23 protein-coding genes and 1 tRNA gene are annotated in these 26,570 nt (G+C 71.8%); 14 read left to right on the top strand and 10 right to left on the bottom strand.

All coding sequences use genetic code 11. From position 1 onward, the window contains the following. Positions 1-35 precede the first annotated feature (35 nt). The 3 genes from GA0111570_RS03005 to GA0111570_RS02995 all read left to right on the top strand — a co-directional run bounded on the left by GA0111570_RS03005 (position 36) and on the right by GA0111570_RS02995 (position 4,658). Positions 36-929, top strand: coding sequence for a hypothetical protein (locus GA0111570_RS03005; protein ID WP_139283125.1), 894 nt, complete (start codon positions 36-38; stop codon positions 927-929). Beyond that, positions 926-2,911 carry a helicase-associated domain-containing protein gene (locus tag GA0111570_RS03000; RefSeq protein WP_092606232.1) on the top strand — a complete coding sequence of 662 codons (1,986 nt, stop codon included), beginning with the start codon at positions 926-928 and terminating at the stop codon, positions 2,909-2,911. Before GA0111570_RS03005 ends, GA0111570_RS03000 begins: the two co-directional genes overlap by 4 nt. Before the next feature lie 91 nt (positions 2,912-3,002). Then, entirely contained in the window at positions 3,003-4,658 is a 1,656-nt protein-coding gene (locus GA0111570_RS02995; protein WP_092606230.1) for a DNA repair helicase XPB, read from the top strand. Between the two features lie 36 nt (positions 4,659-4,694). On the opposite strand, the gene GA0111570_RS02990 is transcribed toward GA0111570_RS02995, so the two are convergent. From GA0111570_RS02990 to GA0111570_RS02960, 7 genes are all read right to left on the bottom strand, one after another. After that, the gene (locus GA0111570_RS02990; protein WP_092606228.1) at positions 4,695-5,882 is read right to left on the bottom strand and encodes an acetate/propionate family kinase; all 1,188 of its coding nucleotides are present in this window, start codon (positions 5,880-5,882) and stop codon (positions 4,695-4,697) included. Positions 5,883-5,920: 38 nt separating this feature from the next. After that, positions 5,921-7,984 carry a phosphate acetyltransferase gene (gene pta / locus GA0111570_RS02985; protein ID WP_092606226.1) on the bottom strand — a complete coding sequence of 688 codons (2,064 nt, stop codon included), beginning with the start codon at positions 7,982-7,984 and terminating at the stop codon, positions 5,921-5,923. Between the two features lie 108 nt (positions 7,985-8,092). Beyond that, complete coding sequence (locus GA0111570_RS02980) at positions 8,093-10,540, bottom strand: phosphoketolase family protein (protein ID WP_092606224.1); 2,448 nt, start codon at positions 10,538-10,540, stop codon at positions 8,093-8,095. Positions 10,541-10,604: 64 nt separating this feature from the next. After that, the gene (locus tag GA0111570_RS02975; protein ID WP_092606222.1) at positions 10,605-11,189 is read right to left on the bottom strand and encodes an NUDIX hydrolase; all 585 of its coding nucleotides are present in this window, start codon (positions 11,187-11,189) and stop codon (positions 10,605-10,607) included. A 9-nt stretch (positions 11,190-11,198) separates the two neighbouring features. After that, the gene (locus GA0111570_RS02970) at positions 11,199-11,864 is read right to left on the bottom strand and encodes an FMN-binding negative transcriptional regulator (protein WP_092606220.1); all 666 of its coding nucleotides are present in this window, start codon (positions 11,862-11,864) and stop codon (positions 11,199-11,201) included. 23 nt (positions 11,865-11,887) lie between these two features. Next, positions 11,888-12,622, bottom strand: coding sequence for a copper homeostasis protein CutC (locus GA0111570_RS02965; protein WP_092606218.1), 735 nt, complete (start codon positions 12,620-12,622; stop codon positions 11,888-11,890). A gap of 5 nt (positions 12,623-12,627) precedes the next feature. Beyond that, the gene (locus GA0111570_RS02960) at positions 12,628-13,779 is read right to left on the bottom strand and encodes a dipeptidase (RefSeq protein WP_092607101.1); all 1,152 of its coding nucleotides are present in this window, start codon (positions 13,777-13,779) and stop codon (positions 12,628-12,630) included. Positions 13,780-13,837: 58 nt separating this feature from the next. Between GA0111570_RS02960 and GA0111570_RS02955 the strand changes: the two genes are divergently transcribed. After that, entirely contained in the window at positions 13,838-14,353 is a 516-nt protein-coding gene (locus GA0111570_RS02955; protein WP_092606216.1) for a hypothetical protein, read from the top strand. A 106-nt stretch (positions 14,354-14,459) separates the two neighbouring features. Here the strand turns inward: GA0111570_RS02955 and groL are convergent, their stop codons facing one another. After that, positions 14,460-16,082 carry a chaperonin GroEL gene (gene groL / locus GA0111570_RS02950; protein ID WP_092606214.1) on the bottom strand — a complete coding sequence of 541 codons (1,623 nt, stop codon included), beginning with the start codon at positions 16,080-16,082 and terminating at the stop codon, positions 14,460-14,462. Between the two features lie 236 nt (positions 16,083-16,318). On the opposite strand from groL, the gene GA0111570_RS02945 reads away from it, so the two are divergent. After that, a complete protein-coding gene (locus GA0111570_RS02945; protein WP_217633995.1) occupies positions 16,319-16,837 on the top strand; it encodes a hypothetical protein in 519 nt (172 codons plus the stop codon). Here the strand turns inward: GA0111570_RS02945 and GA0111570_RS02940 are convergent. Next, positions 16,767-17,066, bottom strand: coding sequence for a DUF3263 domain-containing protein (locus GA0111570_RS02940; RefSeq protein ID WP_092606213.1), 300 nt, complete (start codon positions 17,064-17,066; stop codon positions 16,767-16,769). The genes GA0111570_RS02945 and GA0111570_RS02940 overlap by 71 nt on opposite strands. A gap of 130 nt (positions 17,067-17,196) precedes the next feature. Here GA0111570_RS02940 and manA point away from each other — a divergent pair, with 130 nt between their 5' ends. From manA to GA0111570_RS02920, 4 genes are all read left to right on the top strand, one after another. After that, positions 17,197-18,369, top strand: a complete 1,173-nt coding sequence (gene manA, locus GA0111570_RS02935) for a mannose-6-phosphate isomerase, class I (protein ID WP_092606211.1) — start codon at positions 17,197-17,199, stop codon at positions 18,367-18,369. Positions 18,370-18,431: 62 nt separating this feature from the next. Further along, positions 18,432-18,506, top strand: a tRNA-Thr gene (locus GA0111570_RS02930). A gap of 60 nt (positions 18,507-18,566) precedes the next feature. Then, on the top strand, positions 18,567-19,274 hold the full coding sequence (locus GA0111570_RS02925) for a hypothetical protein (protein WP_092606210.1): 708 nt from the start codon (positions 18,567-18,569) through the stop codon (positions 19,272-19,274). A gap of 1 nt (position 19,275) precedes the next feature. Further along, a complete protein-coding gene (locus GA0111570_RS02920; RefSeq protein ID WP_092606208.1) occupies positions 19,276-19,806 on the top strand; it encodes an O-acetyl-ADP-ribose deacetylase in 531 nt (176 codons plus the stop codon). A gap of 7 nt (positions 19,807-19,813) precedes the next feature. Here the strand turns inward: GA0111570_RS02920 and GA0111570_RS02915 are convergent, their stop codons facing one another. Next, positions 19,814-20,557, bottom strand: a complete 744-nt coding sequence (locus tag GA0111570_RS02915) for a DedA family protein (RefSeq protein WP_092606207.1) — start codon at positions 20,555-20,557, stop codon at positions 19,814-19,816. A 94-nt stretch (positions 20,558-20,651) separates the two neighbouring features. On the opposite strand from GA0111570_RS02915, the gene GA0111570_RS02910 reads away from it, so the two are divergent. The 5 genes from GA0111570_RS02910 (at position 20,652) to rlmB (ending at position 26,567) form a co-directional block, all read left to right on the top strand. Then, positions 20,652-21,461, top strand: a complete 810-nt coding sequence (locus tag GA0111570_RS02910) for a transglutaminase-like domain-containing protein (RefSeq protein WP_092606205.1) — start codon at positions 20,652-20,654, stop codon at positions 21,459-21,461. Between the two features lie 116 nt (positions 21,462-21,577). After that, entirely contained in the window at positions 21,578-22,675 is a 1,098-nt protein-coding gene (locus GA0111570_RS02905) for an ABC transporter ATP-binding protein (protein WP_092606203.1), read from the top strand. Positions 22,676-22,773: 98 nt separating this feature from the next. Continuing rightward, on the top strand, positions 22,774-24,168 hold the full coding sequence (locus tag GA0111570_RS02900) for a DUF4032 domain-containing protein (protein ID WP_092606201.1): 1,395 nt from the start codon (positions 22,774-22,776) through the stop codon (positions 24,166-24,168). A 27-nt stretch (positions 24,169-24,195) separates the two neighbouring features. Then, positions 24,196-25,611: a cysteine--tRNA ligase gene (gene cysS / locus GA0111570_RS02895; RefSeq protein WP_092606199.1), complete on the top strand. Its 1,416-nt coding sequence runs from the start codon at positions 24,196-24,198 to the stop codon at positions 25,609-25,611. Further along, complete coding sequence (gene rlmB, locus GA0111570_RS02890) at positions 25,611-26,567, top strand: 23S rRNA (guanosine(2251)-2'-O)-methyltransferase RlmB (RefSeq protein WP_092606197.1); 957 nt, start codon at positions 25,611-25,613, stop codon at positions 26,565-26,567. Before cysS ends, rlmB begins: the two co-directional genes overlap by 1 nt. Positions 26,568-26,570: the final 3 nt, after the last annotated feature.

The following is a 26,570-nucleotide window of genomic DNA, read 5'->3' as shown; positions in this document are numbered from 1 at the left end:
CCATCGTACGTGGGGCCCCGAGTAGCATCGAGGTCATGGCGACCTGGCAGGACGGCCCCGAGTACGCACCTTTGGTGCCACCCTCGGGCTACGAACCCGCGGGTCCACCGACTCCCGTGAACGGTCCGGACCCGGCCCCCGAGGACACCGGTCCCGAGGTGGCCCCGGCGGCCCGGCCCGGCTTCGAACCCCCGGAGTCCTCGATCCCGCTCGACTCGCTGGCGCCGCCCCCCATGTCCGCCGCGCGCGACCCGCACGTGCCGTTCGCCGTGGCGAGCCGTACGACGCGTGCCGGCTCGGCGTGGCAGTCCAGCCACGTCCCCGGCACCCAGCCCGCCCCCGCCGGGCCGCCGACCCCGGGCCAGGACCTGTCCGTCCCCTACCCGGAGCCGCCCTACCCCGAGGTCCCGTACGCCCCCACGCCTTACGGCCTGCAGCCGCCCCACGACCCGGCCACCCCGTACCCACCGGTGGCCCCGCCGCCGACCCTGCCGCACCCCGAGGGAGCCGACCTGGCGGTCCGGGAGCGGGCCGCCCGCTGGCTGCTCGGCGCGGCCGGGATCTACTTCCTCGGCACCTGGACCGGGCCGCTGGTCATCGCCGCGGTGATCCTCGCGGCGCTGATGGTGATGACCCGTCCGGGCGTCCGGCCGGCGGCGAAGCTGGTCTCCAGGATCGCGCTCGGCCTGGTGGTCGGCGTCTGCGTGGTGACCGTCCTGGCCGGCGACGGGCTGGCGGCCGCGACGCCGCTGGCGCGCGCGATCGGCCTGGTCCACGCGTTCCTGTGCGTGATGTGGTTCGTCCGGGAGCGTTCCGAGATCGACGCCGAGCGGCAGCGCCGCGAGCGGGAGCGCTCGTCCTGGCCGCCGCCCCCGGACCACCACTCCTGGCCCGGGCCGGGTCCCTACCCGCCGGAGGACCACAGATGAGCCCTGCCGCCCCGCGGTCCCTGGCGGAGACGCTGCGGCGGTGGAAGGCCGGTGACTTCGCGGCCCTGCTGCAGGCCCGGCCCGACCTGTGCACCCCGCCGCCGCGGACGGTGGCCGACCTGGTCACCCGGATGTCCACCGGCGGCTCGACGCTGCACGCCCTGCACCGGCTGAACGCCTGGCAGCACGTCGTCGCCGAGGCGCTCGCCGCGCTGCCCGACGGGGCGACGCGCAAGGACGTGGCGACGCTGCTGGGGGCCACCGACGAGCTCGCGGTCCGCCGGGGCATCGCCGACCTGCGCGCCCGGGGGCTGGTCTGGGGCGCCGAGGGGTCCCTGCACCTGGTCGCCCAGGCCCGGACCGCGTTCGGGCCCTGGCCCGGCGGCCTGCCGGAGGAGTCCGCCCACCCGCTGACGGAGCGGCAGATCGGGGCGGCGCTGCAGGCGGCCGGCGAGACCGTCCGCCCGCTGCTGGACCAGCTGGTCTGGGGCCCGCCGACCGGCCGGGTCCGCAACGCCGACCGCCAGGTCACCCCCGAGTCCGCGAACACGCCGATGGAGGTCGCCCTGGCGTATGGCCTGCTGCGCCCCCTGGACCCGGACACCGTGGTAATGCCGCGGGAGGTCGCCCTGCACCTGCGCGGACACCGGCTGGTGCGTACGCTGCCCGCCCCGACCGCGCCCGACCTGGGGACCGGGCACCGCCGCCGCGCCGACCTGATCGACCGGGCCGGCGTCGGAGCCGCGATCACCGTGCTGCGGGACATCGAACAACTGGTCTCCTCGATCGACGACCTGGACGTCCGGCTGTTGCGCGACGGTGGGCTGGGCGCCAAGGACCTGAACGCGGTCGTCACGCTGCTGCGGCTGCCGGGCGTGCATCCTGAGCGCTCCCAGGCGTACGCCGCCCTGCTGGTGGAGCTGGCGTGGGCCGCGGGACTGGTCAACCAGGTGAACGCGGAGACCTTGCTGCCGACCGCCGCGTTCGACCAGTGGCTGGAACGACCGGCGGTCGAGCGCTGGAGCGGACTGGTCCGCACCTGGATCGCCACCCCGCGCTGGTTCGCCTGGTCGGTCCGCCCCAAGGCGCACGCGCTCGGCCCGGACGCCGACTGGCGCGGCGCGGTCGACCTGCGCCACGGCCTGCTCGCGGTGTGCGCCGAGGTGGAGCCCGGCACGGTCGTCGGCGCGGAGGCGCTCGGACGGGCGTACGCCTGGCACCGCCCGGCGCTGGCCTCCCAGCTGGACCTGGCCGAGATGACGGCGCAGTGGTGGGAGGAGGCCGCCGCGCTGGGGCTGCAGGCGCTGGACGCGGTCACCGGCCTGATGGTCGTCGCCGCGGCCGACGCCGAGGTCCCGGCCGTGCTGGCCGAGGAGTTCCCCGAACCGATCGACGAGCTGATCCTGCAGTCCGATCTGACAGCGGTGGCGCCGGGGCCGCTGGCGCACGAGGTGGGCCGGACGATCCGGCTGCTGGCCGCGCAGGAGTCCCGGGGTGCCGGGGGCGTGTTCCGCTTCTCGGCCGCCTCGCTGCGCCGCGCCTTCGATGCCGGCTGGAACGCCGACCGGGTGCTGGCCTGGCTGGCCGAGCACTCGAGCACCGGTGTGCCGCAACCGCTGGAGTACCTGGTCGGCGACGTCGCCCGCCGGCACGGCCGGATCCGGGTCGGCACCGTCGGCTCCTGGATCCAGACCGACGACGACGCGGTGGTCAGCCAGCTGCTGGCCCACCCCGAGGCCGGACCGCTCGGCCTGCGCCGACTCGCCCCGAGCGTGATCGTCGCCGACGCGGAGGCCGACGAGGTGGTCGGGCTGCTGCACCGGCTCGGCCTCTCCCCGGCCGCCGAGGACTCCGCCGGCCGGCTGGTCACCGCGCCCACCCGTCCCCGGGCCCGTCCGCGGCCCGTCGAGCTGCCGCCCGGCCCGCCCGGTCCGGAGGCGATCGCCGAGCTCGCCGAGGAACTGGCCGGCTCGCTGTCCTGACGCGCTGTCCCGACCCCCCGCTGGACCCCGGTGCCACAATGGACCCCATGCCGTCATCCCTGGACCCGACCCGCCCCCCGCGGGGACACCGATGAGGGGCGAGCCCGGCCCGCTGGTGGTCCAGTCGGACCGGACGCTCCTGCTCGAGGTCGACCACCCGCTGGCCGACGAGTGCCGCCTGGCGATCGCCCCGTTCGCCGAGCTCGAGCGTGCCCCCGAGCACATCCACACCTACCGGCTGACCCCGCTGGGGCTGTGGAACGCCCGCGCCGCCGGCCACGATGCCGAGCAGGTCGTCGACGTGCTGCTGACCTACTCGCGCTACCCGGTGCCCAGTTCGCTGCTGGTCGACGTGGCCGAGACGATGGACCGCTACGGCCGGCTGCGGATCGAGAAGCACCCGGTGCACGGGCTGGTGCTGGTCTCCTCCGATCCGGCGGTGCTGACCGAGGTGGTCCTCGCCAAGCAGGTCGCGGGCATGCTCGGCCAGGTGATCGACGCCGAGACCGTCGTCGTCCACCCCTCCGAGCGCGGCCACCTCAAGCAGGTGCTGCTCAAGCTGGGCTGGCCGGCCGAGGACCTGGCCGGCTACGTCAACGGCGAGCGGCACGCGATCGAGCTGGAGCAGGACGACTGGACGCTGCGGACCTACCAGCAGCAGGCCGTCGACTCGTTCTGGCAGGGCGGCTCGGGCGTGGTGGTGCTGCCCTGTGGCGCCGGCAAGACGATCGTCGGGGCCGCCTCGATGGCCCGGGCGGGGGCGACCACGCTGATCCTGGTCACCAACACGGTCTCGGCCCGGCAGTGGCGTGACGAGCTGCTGCGGCGTACGTCGCTGACCCCCGACGAGATCGGCGAGTACTCCGGTGCCCGCAAGGAGATCCGGCCGGTGACGATCGCGACGTACCAGGTGATCACCACCAAGCGCAACGGCGTGCACCCGCACCTGGAGCTGTTCAGCGCCCGCGACTGGGGACTGGTGGTGTACGACGAGGTGCACCTGCTGCCGGCCCCGGTGTTCCGGATGACCGCCGACCTGCAGGCCCGCCGCCGGCTGGGGCTGACCGCGACGCTGGTCCGCGAGGACGGGCACGAGGGCGACGTGTTCTCCCTGATCGGGCCCAAGCGCTTCGACGCGCCGTGGAAGGACCTGGAGAACCAGGGCTGGATCGCGCCCGCCGAGTGCATCGAGGTCCGGGTCACGCTGCGCGACGACGAGCGGCTGGCGTACGCGATGGCCGACGCGGACATGAAGTATCGGCTCGCCGCGACGGCGGAGACCAAGCAGCGGGCGATCCTGGAGCTGGTCGAGCGCCACCGCGGCACGCCGACGCTGGTGATCGGGCAGTACGTCGACCAGCTGGACGAGCTCGCCGAGCAGCTCGGCGCGCCGCTGATCAAGGGATCCACCCCGACGCCACGGCGCGAGGAGCTGTACGCGGCCTTCCGCTCCGGCGAGATCGACCTGCTGGTGGTCTCCAAGGTCGCCAACTTCTCGATCGACCTGCCGACCGCGGAGGTGGCGATCCAGGTCTCGGGTGCGTTCGGGTCCCGGCAGGAGGAGGCCCAGCGCCTCGGCCGGCTGCTGCGACCCTCGGGCGACAAGACCGCGCGCTTCTACGCGGTGGTGTCCCGGGACACCTCGGACGCCGACTTCGCCCAGCACCGCCAGCGGTTCCTGGCCGAGCAGGGCTACAGCTACCGGATCATCGACTCCGAGGACATCGACCAGCTCGACCGGCAGTGAGGGCGGCCCCTCGCGGGGCAGCCCCCACCGGTGCGCTCAGGACTCGATCAGCTCCGCGGCCTGGCGGGCGATCGACAGCTCCTCGTTGGTCGGGACGACCAGCACGGTCACCTTCGACGCCGGGGTGCTGATCGCACGGATGCCGTCGGTGCGCTGGGCGTTGCTCTCCCGGTCCAGCTCGATGCCGAGGAAGCTGAGGCCCTCGAGCACCTCGCGGCGCAGGTCGGAGTCGTTCTCGCCGACGCCGGCGGTGAACGTGATCACGTCCAGGCCGTTCAGGGCCGCGGCGTACGAGCCGATGTACTTGCGGATCCGGTGGCCGTAGATGTCGAGGGCCAGCCGGGCGTCGGCCTGGCCGGCGGCGGCCAGCTCGCGGACCTCGCGCATGTCGTTGTGGCCGCAGACCCCCTTCAGGCCGGAGCGCTCGTTGAACAGCGAGTCGATCTCGCCGACCCGCATGTGCCCGACGCGGGCCAGGTGGAAGGCGATCGCCGGGTCGATGTCACCGGTGCGGGTGCCCATCATCAGGCCCTCCAGCGGGGTCATGCCCATCGAGGTGTCGATCGGGTGGCCCGAGTCGATCGCCGAGGCGGAGGCGCCGTTGCCCAGGTGCAGCACGATCTGCTTGAGGTCGTCGCGGCCGAGGTGGCGGGCCACCTCCCTGGACACGAAGGCGTGCGAGGTGCCATGGAAGCCGTAGCGGCGGATCTTGTAGCGCTCGGCGACGTCCTTGTCGAGGGCGTACGTGGAGGCGTAGGCCGGCATGTCGCTGAAGAACGCGGTGTCGAAGATGGCCACGTGCGGGATGTCGGGGAACACCTCCAGCGCGGTCCGGATGCCGGTCACGTTGGCCGGGTTGTGCAGCGGCGCCAGCGGGATCAGCTCGGCGATCTCGCGGGTCGAGGCCTCGTCCAGCACGATCGCCTTGTCGAAGCGGCTGCCGCCCTGGACCACCCGGTGGCCGACCGCGACGACGCCGGCGGCGGCCAGGTCGGGACCGAACTTCCCGCAGGCCGCGATGACCTGGCGCAGGCCCACCTCGTGGTCGGGGACCGGCGCCTCGAGGGTGTGCTTCTCGCCCGCGTACTTGTGCGTGATCCGGCCCGACTCCTCACCGATCCGCTCGACCACTCCGGAGGACAGGGACTCCCCGGAGTCCGGGTCGATCAGCTGGTACTTGATCGACGACGAACCGGAGTTGATCACGAGAACGGTGCGGGACATGCGAATCCTTACTCGGGTTGGGGTGGGGCTTCGATGACTCAGGCGCCGGCCGCGAGGACCTGGGCCTGGACGGCGGTGATGGCGACGGTGTTCACGATGTCATGCACCAGAGCGCCGCGCGAGAGGTCATTGACCGGCTTGTTGAGTCCCTGCAGCACCGGACCGACGGCGACGGCACCGGCGGAGCGCTGCACCGCCTTGTAGGTGTTGTTGCCGGTGTTCAGGTCGGGGAAGATCAGCACGGTCGCCCGGCCCGCCACGTCGGAGTCCGGCAGCTTGGCCAGCGCCACCGTCGGGTCGACGGCCGCGTCGTACTGGATCGGCCCCTCGACGGCCAGCTGCGGGGCACGCTCGCGGACCAGTCGGGTGGCCTCCCGGACCCGGTCGACGTCCGCACCGCTACCGGAGGAGCCGGTGGAGTAGGACAGCATCGCCACCCGCGGCTCCACCCCGAACCCGGCGGCGGTCTGGGCCGAGGAGATCGCGATGTCGGCCAGCTGCTCGGCGGTCGGCGCAGGGTTGACCGCGCAGTCGCCGAAGACCAGTACCCGGTCCGACATCAGCATCAGGAACACCGAGGAGACGATCGACGTGCCCGGCTGGGTGCGGATGATCTCGAAGGAGGGCCGGATGGTGTGCGCGGTGGTGTGTGTCGCGCCCGAGACCATGCCGTCGGCCAGGCCCAGGTGGACCATCATCGTGCCGAAGTAGGAGCAGTCCTCCATCAGCGGACGGGCCTGCTCGGGGGTCATGCCCTTGTGCGAGCGCATGTGGGCGTACTCGTCGGCGAACCGGTCCAGCAGCTCGGGGTCGTGCAGCGACAGGACCTGGGCGCCGGACAGGTCCAGGCCGAGCTCGGCGGCGCGGGCCAGGATGCTCGCCTCCTCCCCGAGGATGGTCAGGTCGGCGACGTCACGCTCCAGCAGGAGCGCGGCGGCCTTCAGGATCCGGTCGTCCTCGCCCTCGGGCAGCACGATCCGCTTGCGATCGGTGCGGGCGCGTTCCAGCAGCTCGGCCTCGAACATCAGCGGGGTCACCACCGGGGCGTGGTCGGTCGCCAGCAACGCCTGCAGCTGGTCGATCGGGACGTGCGTACGGAAGGTCTGCGAGGCGACCTCGATCTTGCGACGCGACGCGGTGGTCAGTGCGGGACGGACCCGGGAGGCGATCGAGGCGGTCGCGAAGCTGTCCCGGGGCGTGGCCAGGACGGGCAGGTGCTGGCCGAAGCCGCCGACGAGGCGCTCCACCACCTCGGGGGTCTCGTACCCGCCGTACAGGACGACCCCGGAAAGGGAGGGGAAGGACTCCGCGGCGTGCGCGGCGACCAGGGCGACAAGCATCTCCTGGCGGTCGGAGGCCGAGATCACCAGCTGGCCCTCGCGCAGCCGCTCCAGCACGTGCGGGACGTTCATGCCGGCCACCAGCATCGACTCGGCCTCGCGCGCGAACAGCTCCGGATCGCCGGAGACGACCTCGGCGCCGAGCTCGGTGAGGATCTCACCGACCGTCGGAGAGGCCAGCAGCGTCACCTCGGGCAAGGTCCAGACCGGGGTCGAACCGTCGAGGGAGGGGGTGTACGCATCGAGGTGGTCGGGGGCGACCCGGTTGACCACCAGCCCGGCCACCCGGCCGTGCCGGCGGGTCGCGTCGGCGACGGCCAGTTCGATGGTGCGGTTGGTCTCGGCGACCTCGCGGCCGAGGGCGCTGACGACCAGGACGATGGCGGCGCCGATGTTGGCGGCCACGTCGACGTTGAGGTCGAACTCGGACGTGTCGGCGGGTCCGGTGTAGTCGGAACCGAGCACGACGACGCTGTCTGCCCGTCCCGCGAGGCGGCGGTAGCGCTCGATGATGCGCGTGTGTGCCGTCTCGGGATCTGTGTGCACCTCGTCGTACGTGACGCCGATGCATTCTTCATAGCTGAAGCCGGAGGTCTGCTCGAGGAGCACCTCCAGCACGGTGTCGGGTTCGGTGTGGGAGGCCACCACCGGCCGGAAGGGGGCCACCCGGCCCTGGCCGGCGAGACCTTCCATCAGTCCGATCGCCACTGTCGACTTGCCGCTGTCCGCCTCGAGCGACGTGACGTAGACCGACTGCACCATGCTGTGCCCCTTTGCTACCCGACTGGATCTCCCGGGCACGGGAGGCGGAGCGTGTTGCTCCACCTCCCGCGCCGGGTCCGTCGACGGGCTGGCCCCGTCGCCGGCTACTTACTCGTTGTCCCCACCGGTGGCTACAGTAGCGTCGGTCTGGTCGCCGACGACTCCGGCCCAGGTCCACTGCTGGACCTCGGGCAGATCCTCGCCATGGGCGTACGCGTACTCCCTGGCCTCGGTGCGCTGGTCCAGCATCTCCTGCCGGAGGTTCGCATAGCGGGCTCCGAGCGAAGGAACTCGGTCGATCACGTCCATGACCAGGTGGTAGCGGTCCAGGTCGTTGCGCATCAGCATGTCGAAGGGCGTCGTGGTGGTGCCCTCCTCCTTGAAGCCGCGGACGTGGAACTGGCTGCCGAAGTCGTGGCGGTAGACCAGGCGGTGGATCAGCCACGGGTAGCCGTGGTAGGCGAACAGCACCGGCTTGTCGGACGTGAAGTAGTTGTCGAACTCGCGCAGCGACAGGCCGTGCGGGTGCTCCTTCTCGTCCTGCAGGCGCATCAGGTCGACGACGTTCACCACGCGGACCTTCAGCCCGGGGATCCGCTCGCGCAGGATCTTGGCCGCGGCCAGGGTCTCGATGGTCGGGACGTCACCGGCGCAACCCAGCACGACGTCGGGCTCCTCGCCGGCGACCTCGGTGCCGGCCCACTCCCAGATGCCGATGCCACGGGTGACGTGCTTGACGGCCTGGTCCATGGACAGCCAGTTCGGGTTCGGCTGCTTGCCGGCCACGACGACGTTCACCAGCTGGCGCGAGCGCAGGACGTTGTCCCAGGTCGCGAGCAGCGTGTTGGTGTCGCACGGCAGGTAGACCCGGATGACCTCGGACTTCTTGTTCACGACGTGGTCGATGAAGCCCGGGTCCTGGTGCGAGAAGCCGTTGTGGTCCTGGCGCCACACGTGCGAGGACAGCAGGTAGTTCAGCGAGGCGATCGGGCGGCGCCAACCGATGTGGTTGGTGACCTTCAGCCACTTGGCGTGCTGGTTGAACATCGAGTCGACGATGTGGATGAACGCCTCGTAGGAGGACATCATGCCGTGGCGGCCGGTGAGCAGGTAGCCCTCCAGCCAGCCCTCGCACTGGTGCTCGGACAGCATCTCCATCACGCGGCCGGCGCGGACCAGGTGGTCGTCGGAGTCGGTGTCCAGGTACTCGGCGTCCCACTGCTTGCCGGTGACCTCGTACACGTCCTGCAGGCGGTTGGAGGCGGTCTCGTCCGGGCCGAAGATCCGGAAGTTCTCCGGGTTCTTGGCGATCACGTCGCGGAACCAGGTGCCCAGGCGGCGGGTCGCCTCGCTGGTGACGGCGCCCGGGGTGGTGACGTCCACGGCGTAGTCGCGGAAGTCGGGCAGGTCCAGGTCGCGCAGGACCAGGCCGCCGTTGGTGATCGGGTTGGCCGACATGCGCTGCTCGCCGGTCGGGGCCAGCTCGGCGATCTCGGGCCTGAGGGCGCCGGTCTCGTCGAACAGCTCCTCGGGGCGGTAGGACTTCAGCCAGGTCTCGAGGTTGGCCAGGTGCTCGTCGGTGTCGCGGGCGTTGGCCAGCGGCACCTGGTGGGCGCGCCAGGAGTCCTCGGTGCGCTTGCCGTCGATCTCCTTGGGGCCGGTCCAGCCCTTCGGCGTACGGAAGACGATCATCGGCCACGCCGGACGCGGGGCGTCCTCGGGCAGGGCCTTGATCTCGGCGATCATGTCGAGGGCCTGGTCGAGCACCGCGGCGAACCGCTTGTGGGTCTCGATGACGTCCTCGTCGCCGAAGCCGCCGGTGAAGAACAGCGGGGTGTGGCCGTAGCCACGCATCAGCTCGGCCAGCTCCTCCTCCGGGATGCGGGCCAGCACGGTGGGGTTGGCGATCTTGTAGCCGTTGAGGTGCAGGACGGGAAGGACCACGCCGTCCTGCTGCACGTTCACGAACTTGTTCGAGTGCCAGGAGGTGGCCAGCGGGCCGGTCTCGGCCTCGCCGTCACCGATCACCGTGAAGGCGATCTGGTCGGCGTTGTCGAACATGGCGCCGTACGCGTGCGAGAGGGCGTAGCCGAGCTCGCCACCCTCGTGGATCGAGCCGGGGGTCTCGGGCGCGACGTGGGAGGGGATGCCACCCGGGAACGAGAACTGCTTGAAGAGCCGCTGCAGGCCCTCCTCGGTCTTCGTGATGTTCGGGTAGGTCTCGGTGTAGGTGCCCTCGAGGTAGGTGCTCGCCACCAGGCCGGGACCGCCGTGGCCGGGGCCGGTGATGTAGAGGGCGTTCAGGCCGCGCTGCTTGATCGCGCGGTTGAAGTGGGCGTAGAGGAAGGTCAGGCCCGGGGTGGTGCCCCAGTGGCCGAGCAGGCGCGGCTTGACGTCCTCGCGGGTCAGCGGCTTGCGGAGCAGCGGGTTGTCGAGCAGGTAGATCTGTCCCACCGACAGGTAGTTGGCGGCTCGCCACCACGCATCGACGAGGCGGGCCTCGTCATCGCTCAGCGGGCTCGCGGAGCCGGTAGGCCACGAATGTCCCTCGTGCATGCTGTTTCTCCTCGATCGGACGATCTGCTTTCGGTCCGACCATAGCGAGGGGCCTGCCGCGTTCCTATCCTGTTGCCGCGTCTTGCGCAGGCGGGGCGGCGTCCGGGCGCACCGGGACGGTGGACTCGGCGTCGACCAGGCCCAGCTCCAGCGGCCACTCGGCGGGCCGGTCCGCGACTGCGACCAACTCCAGCAGTTCGGCCGGCCAGACCCATTCGTCGGTCCGGGCCAAGGCGCTCAGCGGCCACCACTGCGAGCCGAGCATCGTACGTTGCTCGCGCTCGGTGTGGCCCTCGGTGCTGACCCGGAAGCGGGGTGCGGCCAGCACGAAGAACCACTCCTCCTGCTCCAGCACCCGGTCGCTGTAGCCGTGCCGGGCCACGCGGTGCCCGACCGGGCCGAGCAGGTCGCGGGGGTCGGCGGCGTGCCCGGTCTCCTCGGCCACCTCGCGCAGCGCGGCCTCGGTCGGTCCCTCGCCGGGGTCGATCCCACCGCCGGGGGTGACCCACCAGTGCACGTCCGGTACGCCGGGGTCGCTGTCCTGCATCAACAGGACCTCCGGCTCCCGCTCGCCGGGGCTGACGACGACCACGCGGGCGGCGCTGCGGAAGCGCCGCGGCCGCGGGTCGGGCTGGTGCTCTGGGGTCACGGCGCCAGCCTAGTGCCGGCCACGGACGTCCTCGAGGAGCGCGGCACGGGCCCGGGCCGCCGGCAGGCTCACCTGCTCGAGGTGGTCGGCGCCCGCCCGGTCGCCGAGCTCGCGGCGGCGGGCCACCAGGGCCTCGACGTCGGCGGGGGTCTTGTTCTGCGCCATCTTGGCCTTGCCCTGCCAGCCGGTGATCATGAACTCGACCCCGACCACCGCGCGCAGCATCCGCTCGACGTGGTCCCCCGGCGGGTCGTCGACGCTCCAGCCGTCGGCCGGCTCGTGCCGCTCGGTCAGGCGGGTGACGGCGGCGCGGGTCCAGGCCGGGTCGTCGTGGAACCGCACCTCGCCCTGCAGGTGCACCGTGACGTAGTCCCAGGTCGGCACCACCCGGCCGTGCTCGGCGGTCGAGGGCAGCCCGCTCGGCGAGACGTAGTGGTCGGGGCCGTGCACGATCACCAGCCCGGGGCCGGTGACCGGCGAGGTGGCCTGCGGGTTGTTGCGCTGCACGTGCGCGACGAGCCGGCCGTAGGGTCCCGGCTCCGGGTCATGGAGCACCGGCAGGAAGCTGGCCTGCAGGCCGTCGGCGTGCGGGGTGACCAGGTCGACCACGTCGACGGACGCCAGCAGCGTACGCACCTCGTCGTCGGACATCGAGAAGTGTCGGGGGACATACATGGGGACCATTGTCGCGCAGCCGCTCAGCGCGCCGGCGCCCCGCCCTCGCGCAGCCGCTGCGCGGCCTGCCGGTCGGACCGGTCCAGCAGGGTGCGCCAACTGCGGACCAGGTCGGCGTCGACCCAGGCCTTGTACTGGCCGAGCGGCCGGGCCTGGAGGTCCAGGTGGTAGCCGCGGATTCCGGCCCGGTGCAGCCAGGGGACGTGCTCGGGCTGCAGTCCGCCGGCGACGACCAGGTTCTCCGCGGCCCAGCGGTCGCCCCGGGCCCGGGCCACCAGCCCGTCCAGGCCGTGCTCGACGTCGCGGGCCGAGCCGGCGCTCAGCACCCCGTCCAGGCCGGGCAGCGTACGCAGCGCGATCCAGGCGTGGTCGAAGTCGAGGCAGTAGTCCACCGCCCGGTCGAAGGTCCAGGGCCAGCCGGCCGCCCCGGCGACCGTCGCGCAGACGTCGACGTCGACGGCCGACCACGGGTCCAGGAAGCCCATCACCATGCCCTCGGCGCCGGCATCCACGTACGCCGCCGCGAGGCCGCGCAGCCGGGTGACCTCGCCGCCGTCGGTGGACCAGCCCTCGCGCAGGCGCAGCGTCACCCGGACCGGCAGCCGCGTCGCGGCGCACACCGCGGCGACCAGGTCCGGGGCAGGGCTGAGCGCGCCCTCCTTCGGGTCGGCGACCAGGTGGATCCGGTCGGCACCGCCCTCCTCGGCGCGCCGGGCATCGTCGGCGTGCCCGCACAGCACCTCCAGGAGACTGTCCATCGTGGTCAGGCCGGGCGCATCGACGCCGACTCGTCGGCCGGGGCGCGCTCGGCCGACTGCAGGTCGGTGGCCCGGTCCTCGACGGCGTGCAGCACCCGCGAGATGTTGCGCCAGCCGACCTTCTCCAGGTCGTCCCGGCTCCAGCCGTGCAGGGCGAGGGCGTCCCACAGCCGCGGGTAGCAGGACACGTCGGTGAGGCCCTCGGGCAGCCACGAGGTCCCGTCGAAGTCGCCGCCGACCCCGATGTGGTCGACCCCGACGACCTCGCGCAGGTGGTCGTAGTGCGCGACCACGTCGTCGATCGTGGCCGGGGGCATGTCGAGCGGGTAGGTGTCGTAGAAGGCGGTCATCTGCTCGAAGTCGTGGACGTCGATGCCCTCGTGGTGGGCCTGGTTCTCGGCCCGCTCCCGCCACTCGTACGCCGGCTCGGAGACGAAGGGCGAGACGAAGGTGGCCATGCACACCCCGCCCTGGGCGGCCATGTCGGCGAGGATCTCGTCGGGCACGTTGCGCGGGTGCGGGCAGACCGCCCGGGCCGAGGAGTGCGAGAAGATCACCGGCGCGGTGGTGACGGCGAGGGCATCGGCCATCGTGTCGACCGAGGTGTGCGAGAGGTCGACGATCATGCCGAGCCGGTTCATCTCCCGGATCACCTCGGTGCCGAAGGCGGTCAGGCCGTTGTGGCGCGCCTCGTCGGTGGCCGAGTCGGCCCAGTCGTTGTTCTCGTTGTGGGTCAGCGTCAGGTAGCGCACGCCGAGGCGGTGCAGCGTCCGCAGCACGCCCAGGGAGTTGGCGATCGAGTGCCCGCCCTCGGCGCCCATCAGCGAGGCGATCGGCGCCTCGGGGCCGGCGGTGACCGCCCGGTCGAAGTCGTCGGCGTCGACCACCCGGGTGAGGTGCTCGGGGTAGCGGTCGATGAACGCGTGCACCGCGTCGATCTGCTCCAGGGTCGCCGCCACGGCCGCGTCGCCGGCCAGCGTGCCGGGCACGAAGACCGACCAGAACTGCGCCCGGACCCCTCCCTGCCGCAGCCGCGGGATGTCCGTGTCGAACTCGGGCCGGGGCCGGTCGAGCTCGTGGCCCAGCAGGTCGTACCCGTACTCGCGCAGCGCCCAGGCCAGGTCGTTGTGTCCGTCCACCACAGGGATGAGGTCCATGCCCCCATTGTGCCCACCCGGGCGGTCGCCCTGCCGGGCTCCCTGCCAGAATCCGCCCATGAGCGCATTCGTCCACCTCCCCGCCCTCGCCGCGCCGGTCCTCGCCGTCACGCTCCTGCTGGCCGGCTGCGCCTCCGGCCCGGCCGAGGTCTCGGTGGACGGTCCGGCGCCGGGCCTGGTCGCGCCGGCGCGCTGTATCGGGCCGGCGGTGGCCGGGACCACCCCGCTGCCCGGGGACGTCACCCAGGTCAGCAGCACCGGCCACCTGGAGGTCTGCCTGGTCGGGTACGGCGACGCGTCCCTCCCCGACGACCCGACCCGGCTGGTGTCGGCGCTGGAGTTCACCGTGCAGAACCCGGGCATCGACGCGGTGCGGCTGCCGGCCGACGTCCCGCTGCTGCAGGCTGCCCCGTACGGTCCGGCCGCGGTGCTCGCCCCGAAGGGCAGGGTGCTGCCCGAGATGCTGGAGGGACGCTCCGCCGTGACCGCCCGGGTGCTGTACGACTACACCGCCGATCAGCGCAGCGGCGCGCAGGTGCACTGGGCCGACCTGGTCTTCGAGCTGGCCGGGTAGCTGGACGGGTAGCTGGACGGCGAAGGAGGGCGGCCCCGACGGGACCGCCCTCCTGGCGTGCTGTGGTCGTCGTACGACGACCGGTCGCGATCAGCGCGTCATCGGCTCAGAAGCCGACGCCGCCCATCTCGTCACCGGCGTGGCCGGCCGGCAGCTGCTGCGGCTCGGGCTTGTCGGCGATGACGGCCTCGGTGGTCAGGAACAGGGCCGCGATGGAGGCCGCGTTCTGCAGCGCAGAGCGGGTCACCTTGGCCGGGTCGATGATTCCGGCCTTGACCATGTCGACGTACTCACCGGTGGCCGCGTTGAGGCCCTGGCCGGCGGGCAGGGCCGCGACCTTCTCCACCACGACGCCACCCTCGAGGCCGGCGTTCTCGGCGATCTGGCGCAGCGGGGCCTGGACGGCGCGGAACACGATGGCGGCGCCGACCTTCTCCTCGCCGGTCAGGTCCAGGTGCGTGTTGCGCGCGGCCTGGATCAGTGCGACACCGCCGCCGGGGAGGATGCCCTCCTCGACAGCTGCCTTGGCGTTGCGGACGGCGTCCTCGATGCGGTGCTTGCGCTCGTTGAGCTCGACCTCGGTGGCAGCGCCGACCTTGATCACGGCGACGCCACCGGCCAGCTTGGCCAGGCGCTCCTGCAGCTTCTCGCGGTCGTAGTCGGAGTCGCTGTTCTCGATCTCCGCACGGATCTGGTTGACCCGGCCCTCGATGGCGTCGGTCTCGCCGGCACCCTCGATGATCGTGGTCTCGTCCTTGGTCACGACGACCTGGCGGGCCTGGCCCATCAGGGTGACGTCGGCCTGGTCGAGCTTGAGCCCGACCTCCTCGGAGATGACCTGGCCACCGGTGAGGATGGCGATGTCGGCCAGCATGGCCTTGCGGCGGTCACCGAAGCCCGGGGCCTTGACGGCGACGGACTGGAAGGTGCCACGGATCTTGTTGACGATCAGGCCGGCCAGCGCCTCGCCGTCGACGTCCTCGGCGATCACGACGAGCGGCTTGCCGCCCTGCATGACCTTCTCCAGGACCGGGAGGAGCTCCTTGAGGTTGGAGATCTTCGAGTTCACCAGCAGGATGTACGGGTTGTCGAGGACCGTCTCCATGCGCTCGGTGTTGGTCACGAAGTAGGGCGAGATGTAGCCCTTGTCGAAGCGCATGCCCTCGGTGAGCTCGAGCTCCAGGCCGAAGGTGTTGGACTCGTCGACGGTGATGACACCTTCCTTGCCGACCTTGTCCATCGCCTCGGCGATGATCTCGCCGACCAGCGGGTCAGCGGCCGAGATGGAGGCGGTGGCAGCGATCTGCTCCTTGGTCTCCACGTCGGTCGCCATGGCGAGCAGCTGCTCGTTGATAGCGGCGACGGCCTTCTCGATGCCCTTCTTCAGGCTCATCGGGTTGGCGCCGGCGGTCACGTTCTTCAGGCCCTCGCGGACGATCGCCTGGGCCAGCACGGTTGCGGTGGTGGTGCCGTCACCCGCGACGTCGTCGGTCTTCTTGGCGACCTCCTTGACGAGCTCGGCGCCGATCTTCTCGAAAGGCTCCTCCAGCTCGATCTCCTTGGCGATGGACACGCCGTCGTTGGTGATCGTGGGGGCGCCCCACTTCTTCTCCAGCACGACGTTGCGGCCCTTCGGGCCGAGGGTCACCTTGACGGCGTCGGCCAGCGTGTTCATGCCACGCTCGAGACCTCGACGCGCCTCGACATCAAATTGAATCAGCTTTGCCATGTTGTTCGGGAGTCCTCCCGCAAACCGAGGCACGCAGCCCCGTTGCTTGTCTGTAGTGTCTGGGTGCGCATGCGACCGATGCCCGCGACGGACGGCCGGTTAGGGCCTCACCAGTCCCACGTACGTAGCACTCGTCCAACGAGAGTGCTAAAGCAATTGTTAGCACTCACCCCAAGGGAGTGCAAACATCCGGGCGACCCCGTCGCACGCGGAACCATCGGTGCCACACTGGCGGCATGCACCCATCGCGCCGACTGGCCTCGCTGCAACCCGGCGGCCACACCCCCGCCACCCGGCTGCGCACCGCGGTGAACTGGCTGAACCTGTCGACGCCGTTCGGGCTGGGCGTGGCCGCGCTGGGCGGTGCCCGCACGGTCCGCGGCCCCCGCGGGCTGTGGCTGGCCGAGGGCTACCGGCCCGGCTTCCCGCGGGCCGGGGCGTTCACCGTCGGCTCGGTGGTGCTGACACCCGGACGCTTCGCCGACCTGGCGCGGTCCCGCCCCGACCTGCTGGCCCACGAGGAGCGGCACAGCCGGCAGTGGTGCGCCCTCGGGCTGCCGTTCCTGCCCGCGTACGTTGCGGCGACGGCCTGGTCCTGGCTGCGGACCGGGCACCTGGCGTACGCCAACGTCTTCGAGGTCCGGGCCGGACTGGTCTCGGGCGGCTACCGTCCCGGACCGGGCGTCAGCGACCCTGCAGCCGACGGGCGGAGCGCTCCCGCTGGCGGCGGTCGCGCTCCCGGCGCAGCCGCTTGACCAGCAGGGCGTCGTACGCCATCGCGGCGGGGTCGTCGAGGAGGGCGTTGAGGGCCTGGTAGTAGCGGGTGGTGGACATCCCGAACTGCTCGCGGATGCCCTCGTCCTTGCTGCCGGCGTACTTCCACCAGGCGCGCTCGAAGTCGAGCAGGTGGGTCCCGCGCTCGCCGAGGGCCCCGGTGGAGGGCGCGACGGGCCGCCCGGAGGAGTCGGCGGGGGAAGCTGTCATGGAGCCAGTCTAGGCGCCGTCGCGGTCCGCCGGCCGGTGCGCGAATACGCCCCGGGCGCCGCGCGCGTCTACACTCGTCGGGAACTGCGCGCGCGCCGCAGCCTGCGTCCGCACCAGCCCCGGGGAGACCGTGAAGCACCTGACAGGAGTCGTCAAGGACTACGCGTGGGGCTCCCCCACCGCCATTCCGCAGATCCTGGGGACGGCGGCCAACGGTTCCCCGCAGGCGGAGTACTGGCTCGGGGCGCACCCACTGGCACCCTCCCGGGCGGACGGCCTGGCCCTCGACGCGCTGATCGCCGACCGGCCAGAACTGCTCGGTGCCGAGTGCCGGGAGAGGTTCGGCGGCCGGCTGCCGTTCCTGATGAAGATCCTCGCCGCCGAGCGCCAGCTCTCGCTGCAGGCGCACCCCTCCCGGGCCCAGGCCGAGGCGGGCTTCGCCGAGGAGGACGCCGCGGGCATCCCTCGCGACCACCCGATGCGGACCTACCGGGACAACTGGCCCAAGCCCGAACTGCTCTGCGCGCTGGGCCCGTTCGAGGCGCTGTACGGGTTCCGCGCGCCCGGGGAGTCCTTCGCGCTGTTCGAACAACTGGACCTGGTCGAGGTGACGACGATGGTCGCCCCGCTGCACCGGCCCGAGGACGCCGCCGAGGCGATCCGGTCGGTCTGCGTGTCCTTCCTGCACCTGCCCCACGGCGGCCTGGTCGACGCGGTGGTCGCGGTGGCCGGGACGTACGTGGACGCGGCCGGCCCGCTGGGACTGTTCGCCCGGACGGCCGTGCAGCTGGCCGAGCAGTGCCCCGGCGACCCCGGGATCCTGGTCGCACTGCTGATGAACCGCACCACCCTGCAGCGCTTCGAGGCCCTGTACGTGCCCGCCGGCCTGCTGCACGCGTACCTGCACGGCACCGGGATCGAGGTGATGGCGACCTCCGACAACGTCGTACGCGGCGGGCTGACCGCCAAGCACGTCGACGTCGACGCACTCGCCTCCGTGGTGGACTTCCGCCCGCACGAGCCACTGCTGGTCCGCCACGAGGAGGTCGCCCCCGGCCTGTGGCACTACGACACCCCGGCCCCCGAGTTCGGTGTCTGGCGGACCGACGGGCTGACCGGCCCGGTCGAGCTGCCCGCGACCGGCAGGGCCCGGATCGTGCTGGCCGTCGAGGGCAGCCTGCGGATCGACACCGACCAGGGTCCGGTCGACCTGCCGCAGGGAGGGGCGATCCTGTTCGCCGCCCACGAGCGGGCCACGATCGACGGCACCGGGACGGCGTTCATCGCGGCACCCGGCGTCTGAGCCGGGTCCCCGACAGGGAATTTTCGACATCGGCCCGGCCCCACGGCACAATGGGGCCCTGTGCTCCCGTAGTTCAACGGCCAGAACAGCTCTCTTGTAAAGAGCAGATCAGGGTTCGACTCCCTGTGGGAGCTCCACTCCGTGCGGACCGGCGGTCCCCGGCGCCGCAGGGGGCCCGGGGCGATTACCTTAGTGACATGGTCCCCATTCCCTCCGCTGCCGACTCGGGAGCCTCTGCCGCGTGGTCCCCCGACGCGTACCAGGAACTCGTCCGTCGCGGTCGCCAGTTCGCCGAGTCCGTCCTGATCCACCTCGAGCGCCTCGAGGCGCTGGACCGGCACTCCGACCCGCGGGACCTGGAGGATGCGAACATCCGCCTGGAGGGGGCACTGCTCGACTTCCAGGACGCCCAGGTCGCGTACGCCGGCCGTGGCTTCGACTTCATCCAGGACCAGGACCAGGACGCCGAGGTCGGGCCCGAGCTCCACCAGCCGAGCGCCACGAGCGCGCCGGCCGACCGGCAGCCCACCACCGTCTCCGGCGACGACGTCTCCGAGGTCGCGCTCGGCGACGTGGTCACGGTGCTCACCCGCCACGACTTCGAACTGCTGGACCAGGGGGCCGTCGAGGACACCGCGCAGCAGTTCGCCGAGCTGGCCGGTGCCACGCCGGTGCCGCCGGGCGACCTCGGCTACGCGATGGCGATCCTGAACTACATGGGGCTGGGCCAGCTGACCACCACGGCGGGCCTGCGCCCGCTGCTGGAGGTCAATGCGGTCTCCACCCGCCCCAGCTCCCCCAGCCGCGAGGAGATCGCCGCGACCGAGGGCGTGGACGACCTCTTCGATCCGGGGGACGTGCTGAACTACCAGACGAACTTCTGGGACTCGGGCCAGGAGGGCTGAGGTGACCAACCACGCAGCGGTCAGCCTGGTCCTGGGGGACATCGTCGCCCAGCGGGTCGACGCCATCGTCAACGCCGCCAACCCGAGCCTGCTGGGCGGTGGCGGGGTGGACGGGGCGATCCACCGCGCTGGCGGTCCGGAGATCCTGGCCGCCTGCCAGCGGTTGCGCGAGACCAGCCTGCGCGAGGGCCTGATGCCGGGCCACGCCGTCGCCACGACCGCGGGTAAACTGGCGGCCCAGTGGGTGATCCACACCGTCGGCCCGATCTGGTCCCCGACCGAGGACCGTACGGCCATCCTGATGTCCGCCTACCGCGAGTGCCTGCGGGTGGCCGACGAGCTGGCCGTCACCACGATCGCCTTCCCGGCGATCTCGGCCGGGGCGTACGGCTGGCCGCTGCTCGAGGCGGCCCGGGTGGCCATCACCACCACGTCGACCACGCCGACCCAGGTCGCCGAGGTGACCTTCGTGCTGCGGGACCAGCACGCCTACGACATCTTCCGGCTGGCCCTGGACGAGCTGGGCTCCTGATCGGTCGTCAGGCCGCGTCGGACCTCGCGGCGGCGCGGCGCCTGTTGTTCCACAGCATGCCGACGACCATCACGACCAGGATGACCAGCGACAGCCAGATGCTGTACTTCGCGTACTGCGTCACCAGGTGGACGGCCGGCTCGCCGATCCGGTAGCCCAGGTAGAGGTAGAGCGCCTGCAGGAAGCCGGCGGCCAGGACGTCGACCACCAGGAACCGGCGCCAGGACATCCCGGCCGCCCCCACGGTGGCGTAGATGATCGGGCCGGGCAGCGGGACGGGCAGGTACGTCAGCACCACCGCCGGCACCGACCAGCGCAGCGCGAACCGCTCGGCCCGCTCGTTGCGCCGCCGGGCCCGTTCGGAGTCCCCGGTCATCACCTCGATCAGCCCGCGGCCCCACAGCTTGCCGGCCCAGAAGTAGACCCAGTCGAACTTCACCACGCTGACGGTGGCCAGCAGCCAGCCGAGCCACCACAGGTGGTCGCCGGTGGCGGCCAGCGCGCCGATCATCACCACGGCCGTACGGGACCCGGAGATGCCGGCCAGCACGTACGGGGTGTACCCGAGCAGGATCGGGCGCAGCGGCAGCATCAGCAGCGAGTACACGCCCACGACGGCGATCCCCGTCCAGCAGACGATGTCCTTGCGGGTCGGCTCGTGCGCCCAGGGCAGCGACGGGTCGTCCCACCAGGGCCGCTCCTCCTCCGGGACCGCGTCGGCTCCGTGCGGGTCATCGGGGGTCGGGGTCATGCGGGTCCTTCCAAGGGGATGCGCAGATCATACGGGGCGCCCCGGCACGCCGCCCGAGTCGACAAGCACCCTCCGGCACGAGTAGAACATCCGCATGCGGCGCACCCTCCACACGACCCTCTCCGGCACCATCTCCGGGCCGGCCACCGTCTACGGCATCCTCGCCGCCGCCGCGACGTACGCGCCCGGCCAGGAGTCCCTGCTCGCCACCATCGACGGCCACCGGGTCGAGGTCTGCGAGATCGCCGGGCCGCACGGCACCCGGCTGCACCGGTTCGGCCCGGACGCCCCGACCGAGCGGCCGGTGGACTTCACCCTCGCGTACGACGCCGTGATCGAGGGCCGGGCCCCGGCCGCCCCGGGCGAGCCGGTCGACCTGCCGACGTACCTGCGTCCCAGCCGCTACTGCGAGAGCGACCGGTTCGGCGCGCTCGCCCGGGAGAACTTCGCCGGCCTGTCCGGCCTCGACCTGGCCGACGCGGTCTGCGGCTGGGTCCGCCGGACCCTGGACTACGTCGCCGGCTCGACCGGCCCCTCGGACTCCACCGTCGACGTGCTGCGTACGCACAAGGGGGTCTGCCGGGACTATGCGCACCTGGTGGTGACGATGCTGCGGGCCCGCAACATGCCGGCCCGGTTCGTCGGCGTCTGGGCCCCGGGGCTGGACCCGATGGAGTTCCACGCGGTCGCGGAGGTCTGGGTGGACGGGCGCTGGCTGGTGCTGGACCCCACCGACCTGGCCCCCCGCCAGGCCATGGTGCGGATCGCCACCGGCCGGGACGCGGCCGACACCGCGTTCCTGTCCAGCTACGGGGCGGGCCTGTCGCTGCGCAGGTACCTGGTCCGGGCCGAGGTCGACGAGCTGCCCGTCGACGACCACGTCTCCCCGGTCGTGCTGGCCTGAGGGTTCCTGAGAACAACAACCGACACCGATGGCGGGGCCGCACCCCCGGGTTGCGATACTGGCAGCTCATTCCATTCGGATCGTCGGGCACGTGCCGCCCGTGGAAAGGAACCACCATGGCCTCCGTCTCCTACCGGGACGCCACCCGTGTCTACCCGGGCAGCGATCATGCTGCCGTCTCCGAACTGAACCTCGAGATCGCCGACGGCGAGTTCATGGTCCTCGTGGGCCCCTCCGGATCCGGGAAGTCCACCGCACTGCGGATGCTGGCCGGCCTGGAGGAGGTCACCTCCGGCTCGGTCTGGATCGGTGACCAGGACGTCACCCACCTGCCGCCCAAGGACCGCGAGATCGCGATGGTCTTCCAGAACTACGCGCTCTACCCGCACATGACCGTCGCGGACAACATGGGCTTCGCCCTGAAGATGCAGAACGTCCCCACCGAGGAGCGCAACGCCCGCGTCCTGGAGGCCGCCAAGCTGCTCGGCCTGGAGGACTACCTGGACCGCAAGCCGAAGGCCCTCTCCGGTGGCCAGCGCCAGCGGGTCGCGATGGGCCGCGCGATCGTGCGCGAGCCCGAGGTCTTCCTGATGGACGAGCCGCTCTCCAACCTGGACGCGAAGCTGCGCGTCTCGACGCGTACGCAGATCGCCTCGCTGCAGACCCGGCTGGGGATCACCACCGTCTACGTCACCCACGACCAGATCGAGGCGATGACGCTGGGCGACCGCGTGGCCGTGCTCGAGGACGGCGTGCTGCAGCAGGTCGACAGTCCGATCGCGCTGTACGACACCCCCCACAACCTCTTCGTGGCGAGCTTCATCGGATCGCCGTCGATGAACCTGCTGACCGGGCCGACCGTCGAGGGCGGCGTCCAGCTGGGCGACTGGGTCGTACCGGTCCCCCGCGAGGTGCTCGACCGGGCCGACCCGGTCGCCGGCGTGACCCTCGGCGTACGGCCCGAGCTGCTCACCCTGGCCGAGGACGACCGCGGCATCGCGATGACGGTGGCCGTGGTCGAGGAGCTCGGCTCCGACTCCTACCTGTACGGCACGCCCGCGGCGGGCATCCTCAGCTCCCGGCAGGAGTCCGGGCAGCTGGTGGCCCGGATCGCCGCCCGCCGGACCCCACAGCGCGGCGACCGGCTCCGGCTGGTGGTCGCCCCGTCCGACGTCCACGTCTTCGACAACCGCAGCGGCCTGCGGATCTCCTGACCGGAGACGTGCCATGGACCAGAACAGATCGCGTGGCCCCGGTCACTTTTCCGGGGCACTGGTCGAGCCCCCTTGCGCACCCTGAGACACTGGTAACCGTGCCTCGCTTTCTCTCAGCGCACCCTGACGCCCGGCTGCTCCCGCTGCCGTGGGGAACTCCGTTGGCCGAGTGGCCGGCGGAGCACCTGGTCGCGCTGCCACGGGGCATCTCCCGCCACGTGGTGCGCTTCATCCGGGTCGGCCACGAGGTGTACGCCGCCAAGGAGGTCGTCGAGCACCTGGCGATGCACGAGTACCGGCTGCTGCACGACCTGATGCGGCTGAACACCCCCGCGGTGGAGCCGATGGGCGTGGTGACCAAGCGGATCTCGGCGGACGGGGAGCCGCTGGACCCGATCCTGATCACCAAGCACCTGCAGTTCTCCCTGCCCTACCGGACGCTCTTCTCCAAGGGCGTACGGTCCGACACCGTCACCCGGCTGCTGGACGCCATGGTGGTGCTGCTGGCCCGGCTGCACCTGATCGGGTTCCTGTGGGGCGACGTGTCGCTGTCCAACACGCTGTTCCGCCGCGACGCCTCCGACTTCGCCGCCCACCTGGTCGATGCCGAGACCGGCGAGTTCCACGACCAGCTGTCGCGGGGCCAGCGCGAGCACGACCTGGAGATGGCCCGGATCAACCTGTTCGGCGAGTTCCTGGACCTGGAGGCCGGCGGGATGCTGGACTCCGCGTTGGACCCCCAGGAACTGGTCGAGACGATCGTCACCCGCTACCGCGAGCTGTGGCACGAGCTGACCGGTGTCGAGGAGTTCGACGGCAGCCAGATGCACCGGATCGAGGGCCGCGTCCGCCGCCTCAACGCGCTCGGCTTCGACGTCGCCGAGCTGGACATCACCACCGACATCGACGGATCGACGATCCGGATCCAGCCGAAGGTGGTCGACGCCGGGCACCACTCCCGCCGGCTGATGCGCCTGACCGGCCTGGACACCGAGGAGAACCAGGCCCGCCGGCTGCTCAACGACCTCGACTCCTACCGGGCCCGCACCGGCCAGCAGAACCTGGACGAGTCGGTCGTCGCGCACCAGTGGCTGACCGAGTGCTTCGAGCCGGTGCTGCACCTGGTCCCGCGCGAGTACGCCTCCAAGCTGGAGCCGGCGCAGGTCTACCACGAGATGCTCGACTACCGGTGGTACCGGTCGGAGGCCGCCGGGCACGAGATCCCGTTGCTGGAGGCGACCCAGGGCTACGTCCGCGACATCCTCAGCAAGCTCCCGGACGAGGAGCTCTCGGTCGTCCGCCCCCCGGAGCCGGGCCAGCAGCGCGACTACCTGGCCAGCATCAGCGCCGAGCCGGACGCCGACGACCTCGACGACGTCCCGAACTTCGATGACGGCTGGGAGACCGGCGAGGAGGAGGACCTCCCGCAGGAGTACCTGGACATGTCGGCGATCCGCGCCCGCGCCGTCCGCCGCTCCACCCCGGACCAGTGATCGCCGATTCTCGGTAGGCTGTCCCCCGTGACGCTCCACCTCTATGACTCGATGACGCACCGGACCCGGGAGTTCGTCCCGCTGGTCCCCGGCCGGGTCTCGATCTACCACTGCGGCCTGACCGTCCAGTCGGCCCCGCACCTGGGCCACATCCGCAAGGAGGTGGTCTTCGACGTCCTGCGCCGCTGGCTGACCGCCTCCGGCTACGACGTGAAGATCGTCGCGAACGTCACCGACATCGACGACAAGATCCTGCGCAAGTCCGCCGAGCAGGGCATCGAGTGGTACGCGCTGGCCTACCACTTCGAGCTGGAGCTGCACCGCGCCTACCAGGCCCTCGGTTGCCTGCCGCCCACGTACGAGCCGCGGGCGACCGGCCACATCCCCGAGATGGTCGAACTGGTCCAGCTGCTGATCGAGCGCGGCCACGCGTACGCGGCCGAGGACGGCTCGGGCGACGTCTACTTCGACGTCCAGTCCTGGCCCGACTACGGGATGCTGTCCGGCCAGCGGGTCTCCGACATGGAGCCGGCCGAGGACTCCGACCCGCGCGGCAAGCGCGACCCGCACGACTTCGCCCTCTGGAAGGGCCGCACCGACGACTCCGAGCCGGAGACCGCGTCCTGGCAGACGCCGTGGGGCCGTGGCCGGCCCGGCTGGCACCTGGAGTGCTCGGCGATGGCCGGCAAGTACCTGGGCGACGCGTTCGACATCCACGGCGGCGGCCTGGACCTGCGCTTCCCGCACCACGAGAACGAGCTGGCCCAGTCGGCCGCGGCCGGCCGCCCGTTCGCGAACTTCTGGATGCACAACGCCTGGGTGACCGCCGCCGGGGAGAAGATGTCGAAGTCGCTCGGCAACGGGGCGCTGGTCACCGAGGTGACCCAGCAGTACCCGCCGCGCGCGGTCCGCTTCTACCTGCTGGCGCCGCACTACCGCTCGGCGATCGAGTTCTCCGACACCTCGCTGGCCGAGGCGACCGCCTCGCTGGCGCGGATCGACTCCTTCCTGGACCGGGCCCACGACCTGGTCGGCGACACGGCCCCCGCCGACCCGCTGCCGGAGGCCTTCGTGGCCGCGATGGACGACGACCTGGGCACCCCCACGGCCGTCGCCACGATCTACACCACGATCAAGCAGGGCAACCAGGCGCTGGACGCCGGTGACGCCGATGCGGTCCGGAAGGCGTACGCTGCAGTGCGGGCCATGCTCGGCGTGCTGGGTCTCGACCCGGCCGATCCGATCTGGGCGGCGTACGCCGGAGGCGGCGCCGATCTCACCCCGGTCGTCGACGGCCTGGTGAAGGCCCTGTTGGACCAGCGTCAGGAGGCCCGGGCGCGCAAGGACTACGCGGCTGCCGACGGCATCCGTGACTCGCTGGCCGCACTGGGCGTCCAGGTCGAGGACACCCCCCAGGGCCCGAAGTGGAGCGTGAAGCACTGATGCCAGGTAATTCCCAGCGACGCGGCGCCGTCCGTCACAAGGGCAAGGGCAACACCGCCGGTTCGGGCGGCCGGGTCCGTCGTGGCCTGGAGGGCAAGGGCCCGACCCCCAAGGCCGAGGACCGCACCTACCACCGCGCCTACAAGAGCAAGCAGGCCGCCGTGGCCCGCGACTCGTCCCGCCCGCAGCAGCGTACGCAGCAGCAGCCCCGCGGCGGCGCCGACTGGGTCGCCGGCCGCAACTCGGTGCTCGAGGCGCTGCGCGTCGGCATCCCGGTGGTGGCCGTCTACATCGCCGAGGGCATCGACCGGGACGACCGTGTGCGCGAGGTCTTCAAGACCTGCGCCGAGCAGTCGATCCCGATGCTGCAGACCACCAAGAACGAGCTCGACCGCCTGACCGACGGCGCCGTGCACCAGGGGCTGGCGATCAAGCTGCCCGAGTACGAGTACGCGCACCCGAACGAGCTGATGGACAAGGTGCTGCAGTCTCCGGGCGCTCCGCTGATCGTCGCCCTGGACCAGGTCACCGACCCGCGCAACCTCGGCGCGATCATCCGCTCCGCGGCCGCCTTCGGCGCCCAGGGCGTGGTGATCCCGGAGCGTCGCTCGGCCGGGATGACCGCCGCCGCCTGGAAGTCCTCGTCCGGCGCCGCGGCACGCATCCCGGTGGCCCGGGCGACCAACCTGAACCGGGTCCTGCAGGACTACGCGAAGGCCGGCTTCCTGGTCATCGGGCTGGCCGGCGAGGGTGACACCGACATCGCCGACGTGCCCGACGCCGCCGGCCCGGTGCTGCTCGTGGTCGGTTCGGAGGGCGAGGGCCTGGGACGACTGGTACGCGAGCACTGCGACGTGCTGGCCTCGATCCCGATCGCCAGCGAGGTCGAGTCGCTCAACGCCGGCGTGGCGACGAGCATCGCCCTGTACGAGATCAGCAGGGCCCGGAAGCAGTAGGTC

This window comes from Raineyella antarctica (assembly GCF_900092135.1).
Lineage (GTDB): Bacteria > Actinomycetota > Actinomycetes > Propionibacteriales > Propionibacteriaceae > Raineyella > Raineyella antarctica.
Note: the sequence above shows the minus strand (reverse complement) of the source record. Positions and strands in the feature narration are given on the sequence as shown.

Bases quoted from the DNA above. Each gene is read 5' to 3' on its own strand.
- GA0111570_RS03005 (WP_139283125.1), top strand. From the start codon at position 36: ATGGCGACCTGGCAGGACGGCCCCGAGTACGCACCTTTGGTGCCACCC.
- GA0111570_RS03000 (WP_092606232.1), top strand. From the start codon at position 926: ATGAGCCCTGCCGCCCCGCGGTCCCTGGCGGAGACGCTGCGGCGGTGG.
- GA0111570_RS02995 (WP_092606230.1), top strand. From the start codon at position 3,003: ATGAGGGGCGAGCCCGGCCCGCTGGTGGTCCAGTCGGACCGGACGCTC.
- GA0111570_RS02990 (WP_092606228.1), bottom strand. From the start codon at position 5,882: ATGTCCCGCACCGTTCTCGTGATCAACTCCGGTTCGTCGTCGATCAAG.
- pta (WP_092606226.1), bottom strand. From the start codon at position 7,984: ATGGTGCAGTCGGTCTACGTCACGTCGCTCGAGGCGGACAGCGGCAAG.
- GA0111570_RS02980 (WP_092606224.1), bottom strand. From the start codon at position 10,540: ATGCACGAGGGACATTCGTGGCCTACCGGCTCCGCGAGCCCGCTGAGC.
- GA0111570_RS02970 (WP_092606220.1), bottom strand. From the start codon at position 11,864: ATGTATGTCCCCCGACACTTCTCGATGTCCGACGACGAGGTGCGTACG.
- GA0111570_RS02965 (WP_092606218.1), bottom strand. From the start codon at position 12,622: ATGGACAGTCTCCTGGAGGTGCTGTGCGGGCACGCCGACGATGCCCGG.
- GA0111570_RS02960 (WP_092607101.1), bottom strand. From the start codon at position 13,779: ATGGACCTCATCCCTGTGGTGGACGGACACAACGACCTGGCCTGGGCG.
- GA0111570_RS02955 (WP_092606216.1), top strand. From the start codon at position 13,838: ATGAGCGCATTCGTCCACCTCCCCGCCCTCGCCGCGCCGGTCCTCGCC.
- groL (WP_092606214.1), bottom strand. From the start codon at position 16,082: ATGGCAAAGCTGATTCAATTTGATGTCGAGGCGCGTCGAGGTCTCGAG.
- GA0111570_RS02945 (WP_217633995.1), top strand. From the start codon at position 16,319: ATGCACCCATCGCGCCGACTGGCCTCGCTGCAACCCGGCGGCCACACC.
- GA0111570_RS02940 (WP_092606213.1), bottom strand. From the start codon at position 17,066: ATGACAGCTTCCCCCGCCGACTCCTCCGGGCGGCCCGTCGCGCCCTCC.
- GA0111570_RS02925 (WP_092606210.1), top strand. From the start codon at position 18,567: ATGGTCCCCATTCCCTCCGCTGCCGACTCGGGAGCCTCTGCCGCGTGG.
- GA0111570_RS02915 (WP_092606207.1), bottom strand. From the start codon at position 20,557: ATGACCCCGACCCCCGATGACCCGCACGGAGCCGACGCGGTCCCGGAG.
- GA0111570_RS02910 (WP_092606205.1), top strand. From the start codon at position 20,652: ATGCGGCGCACCCTCCACACGACCCTCTCCGGCACCATCTCCGGGCCG.
- GA0111570_RS02905 (WP_092606203.1), top strand. From the start codon at position 21,578: ATGGCCTCCGTCTCCTACCGGGACGCCACCCGTGTCTACCCGGGCAGC.
- rlmB (WP_092606197.1), top strand. From the start codon at position 25,611: ATGCCAGGTAATTCCCAGCGACGCGGCGCCGTCCGTCACAAGGGCAAG.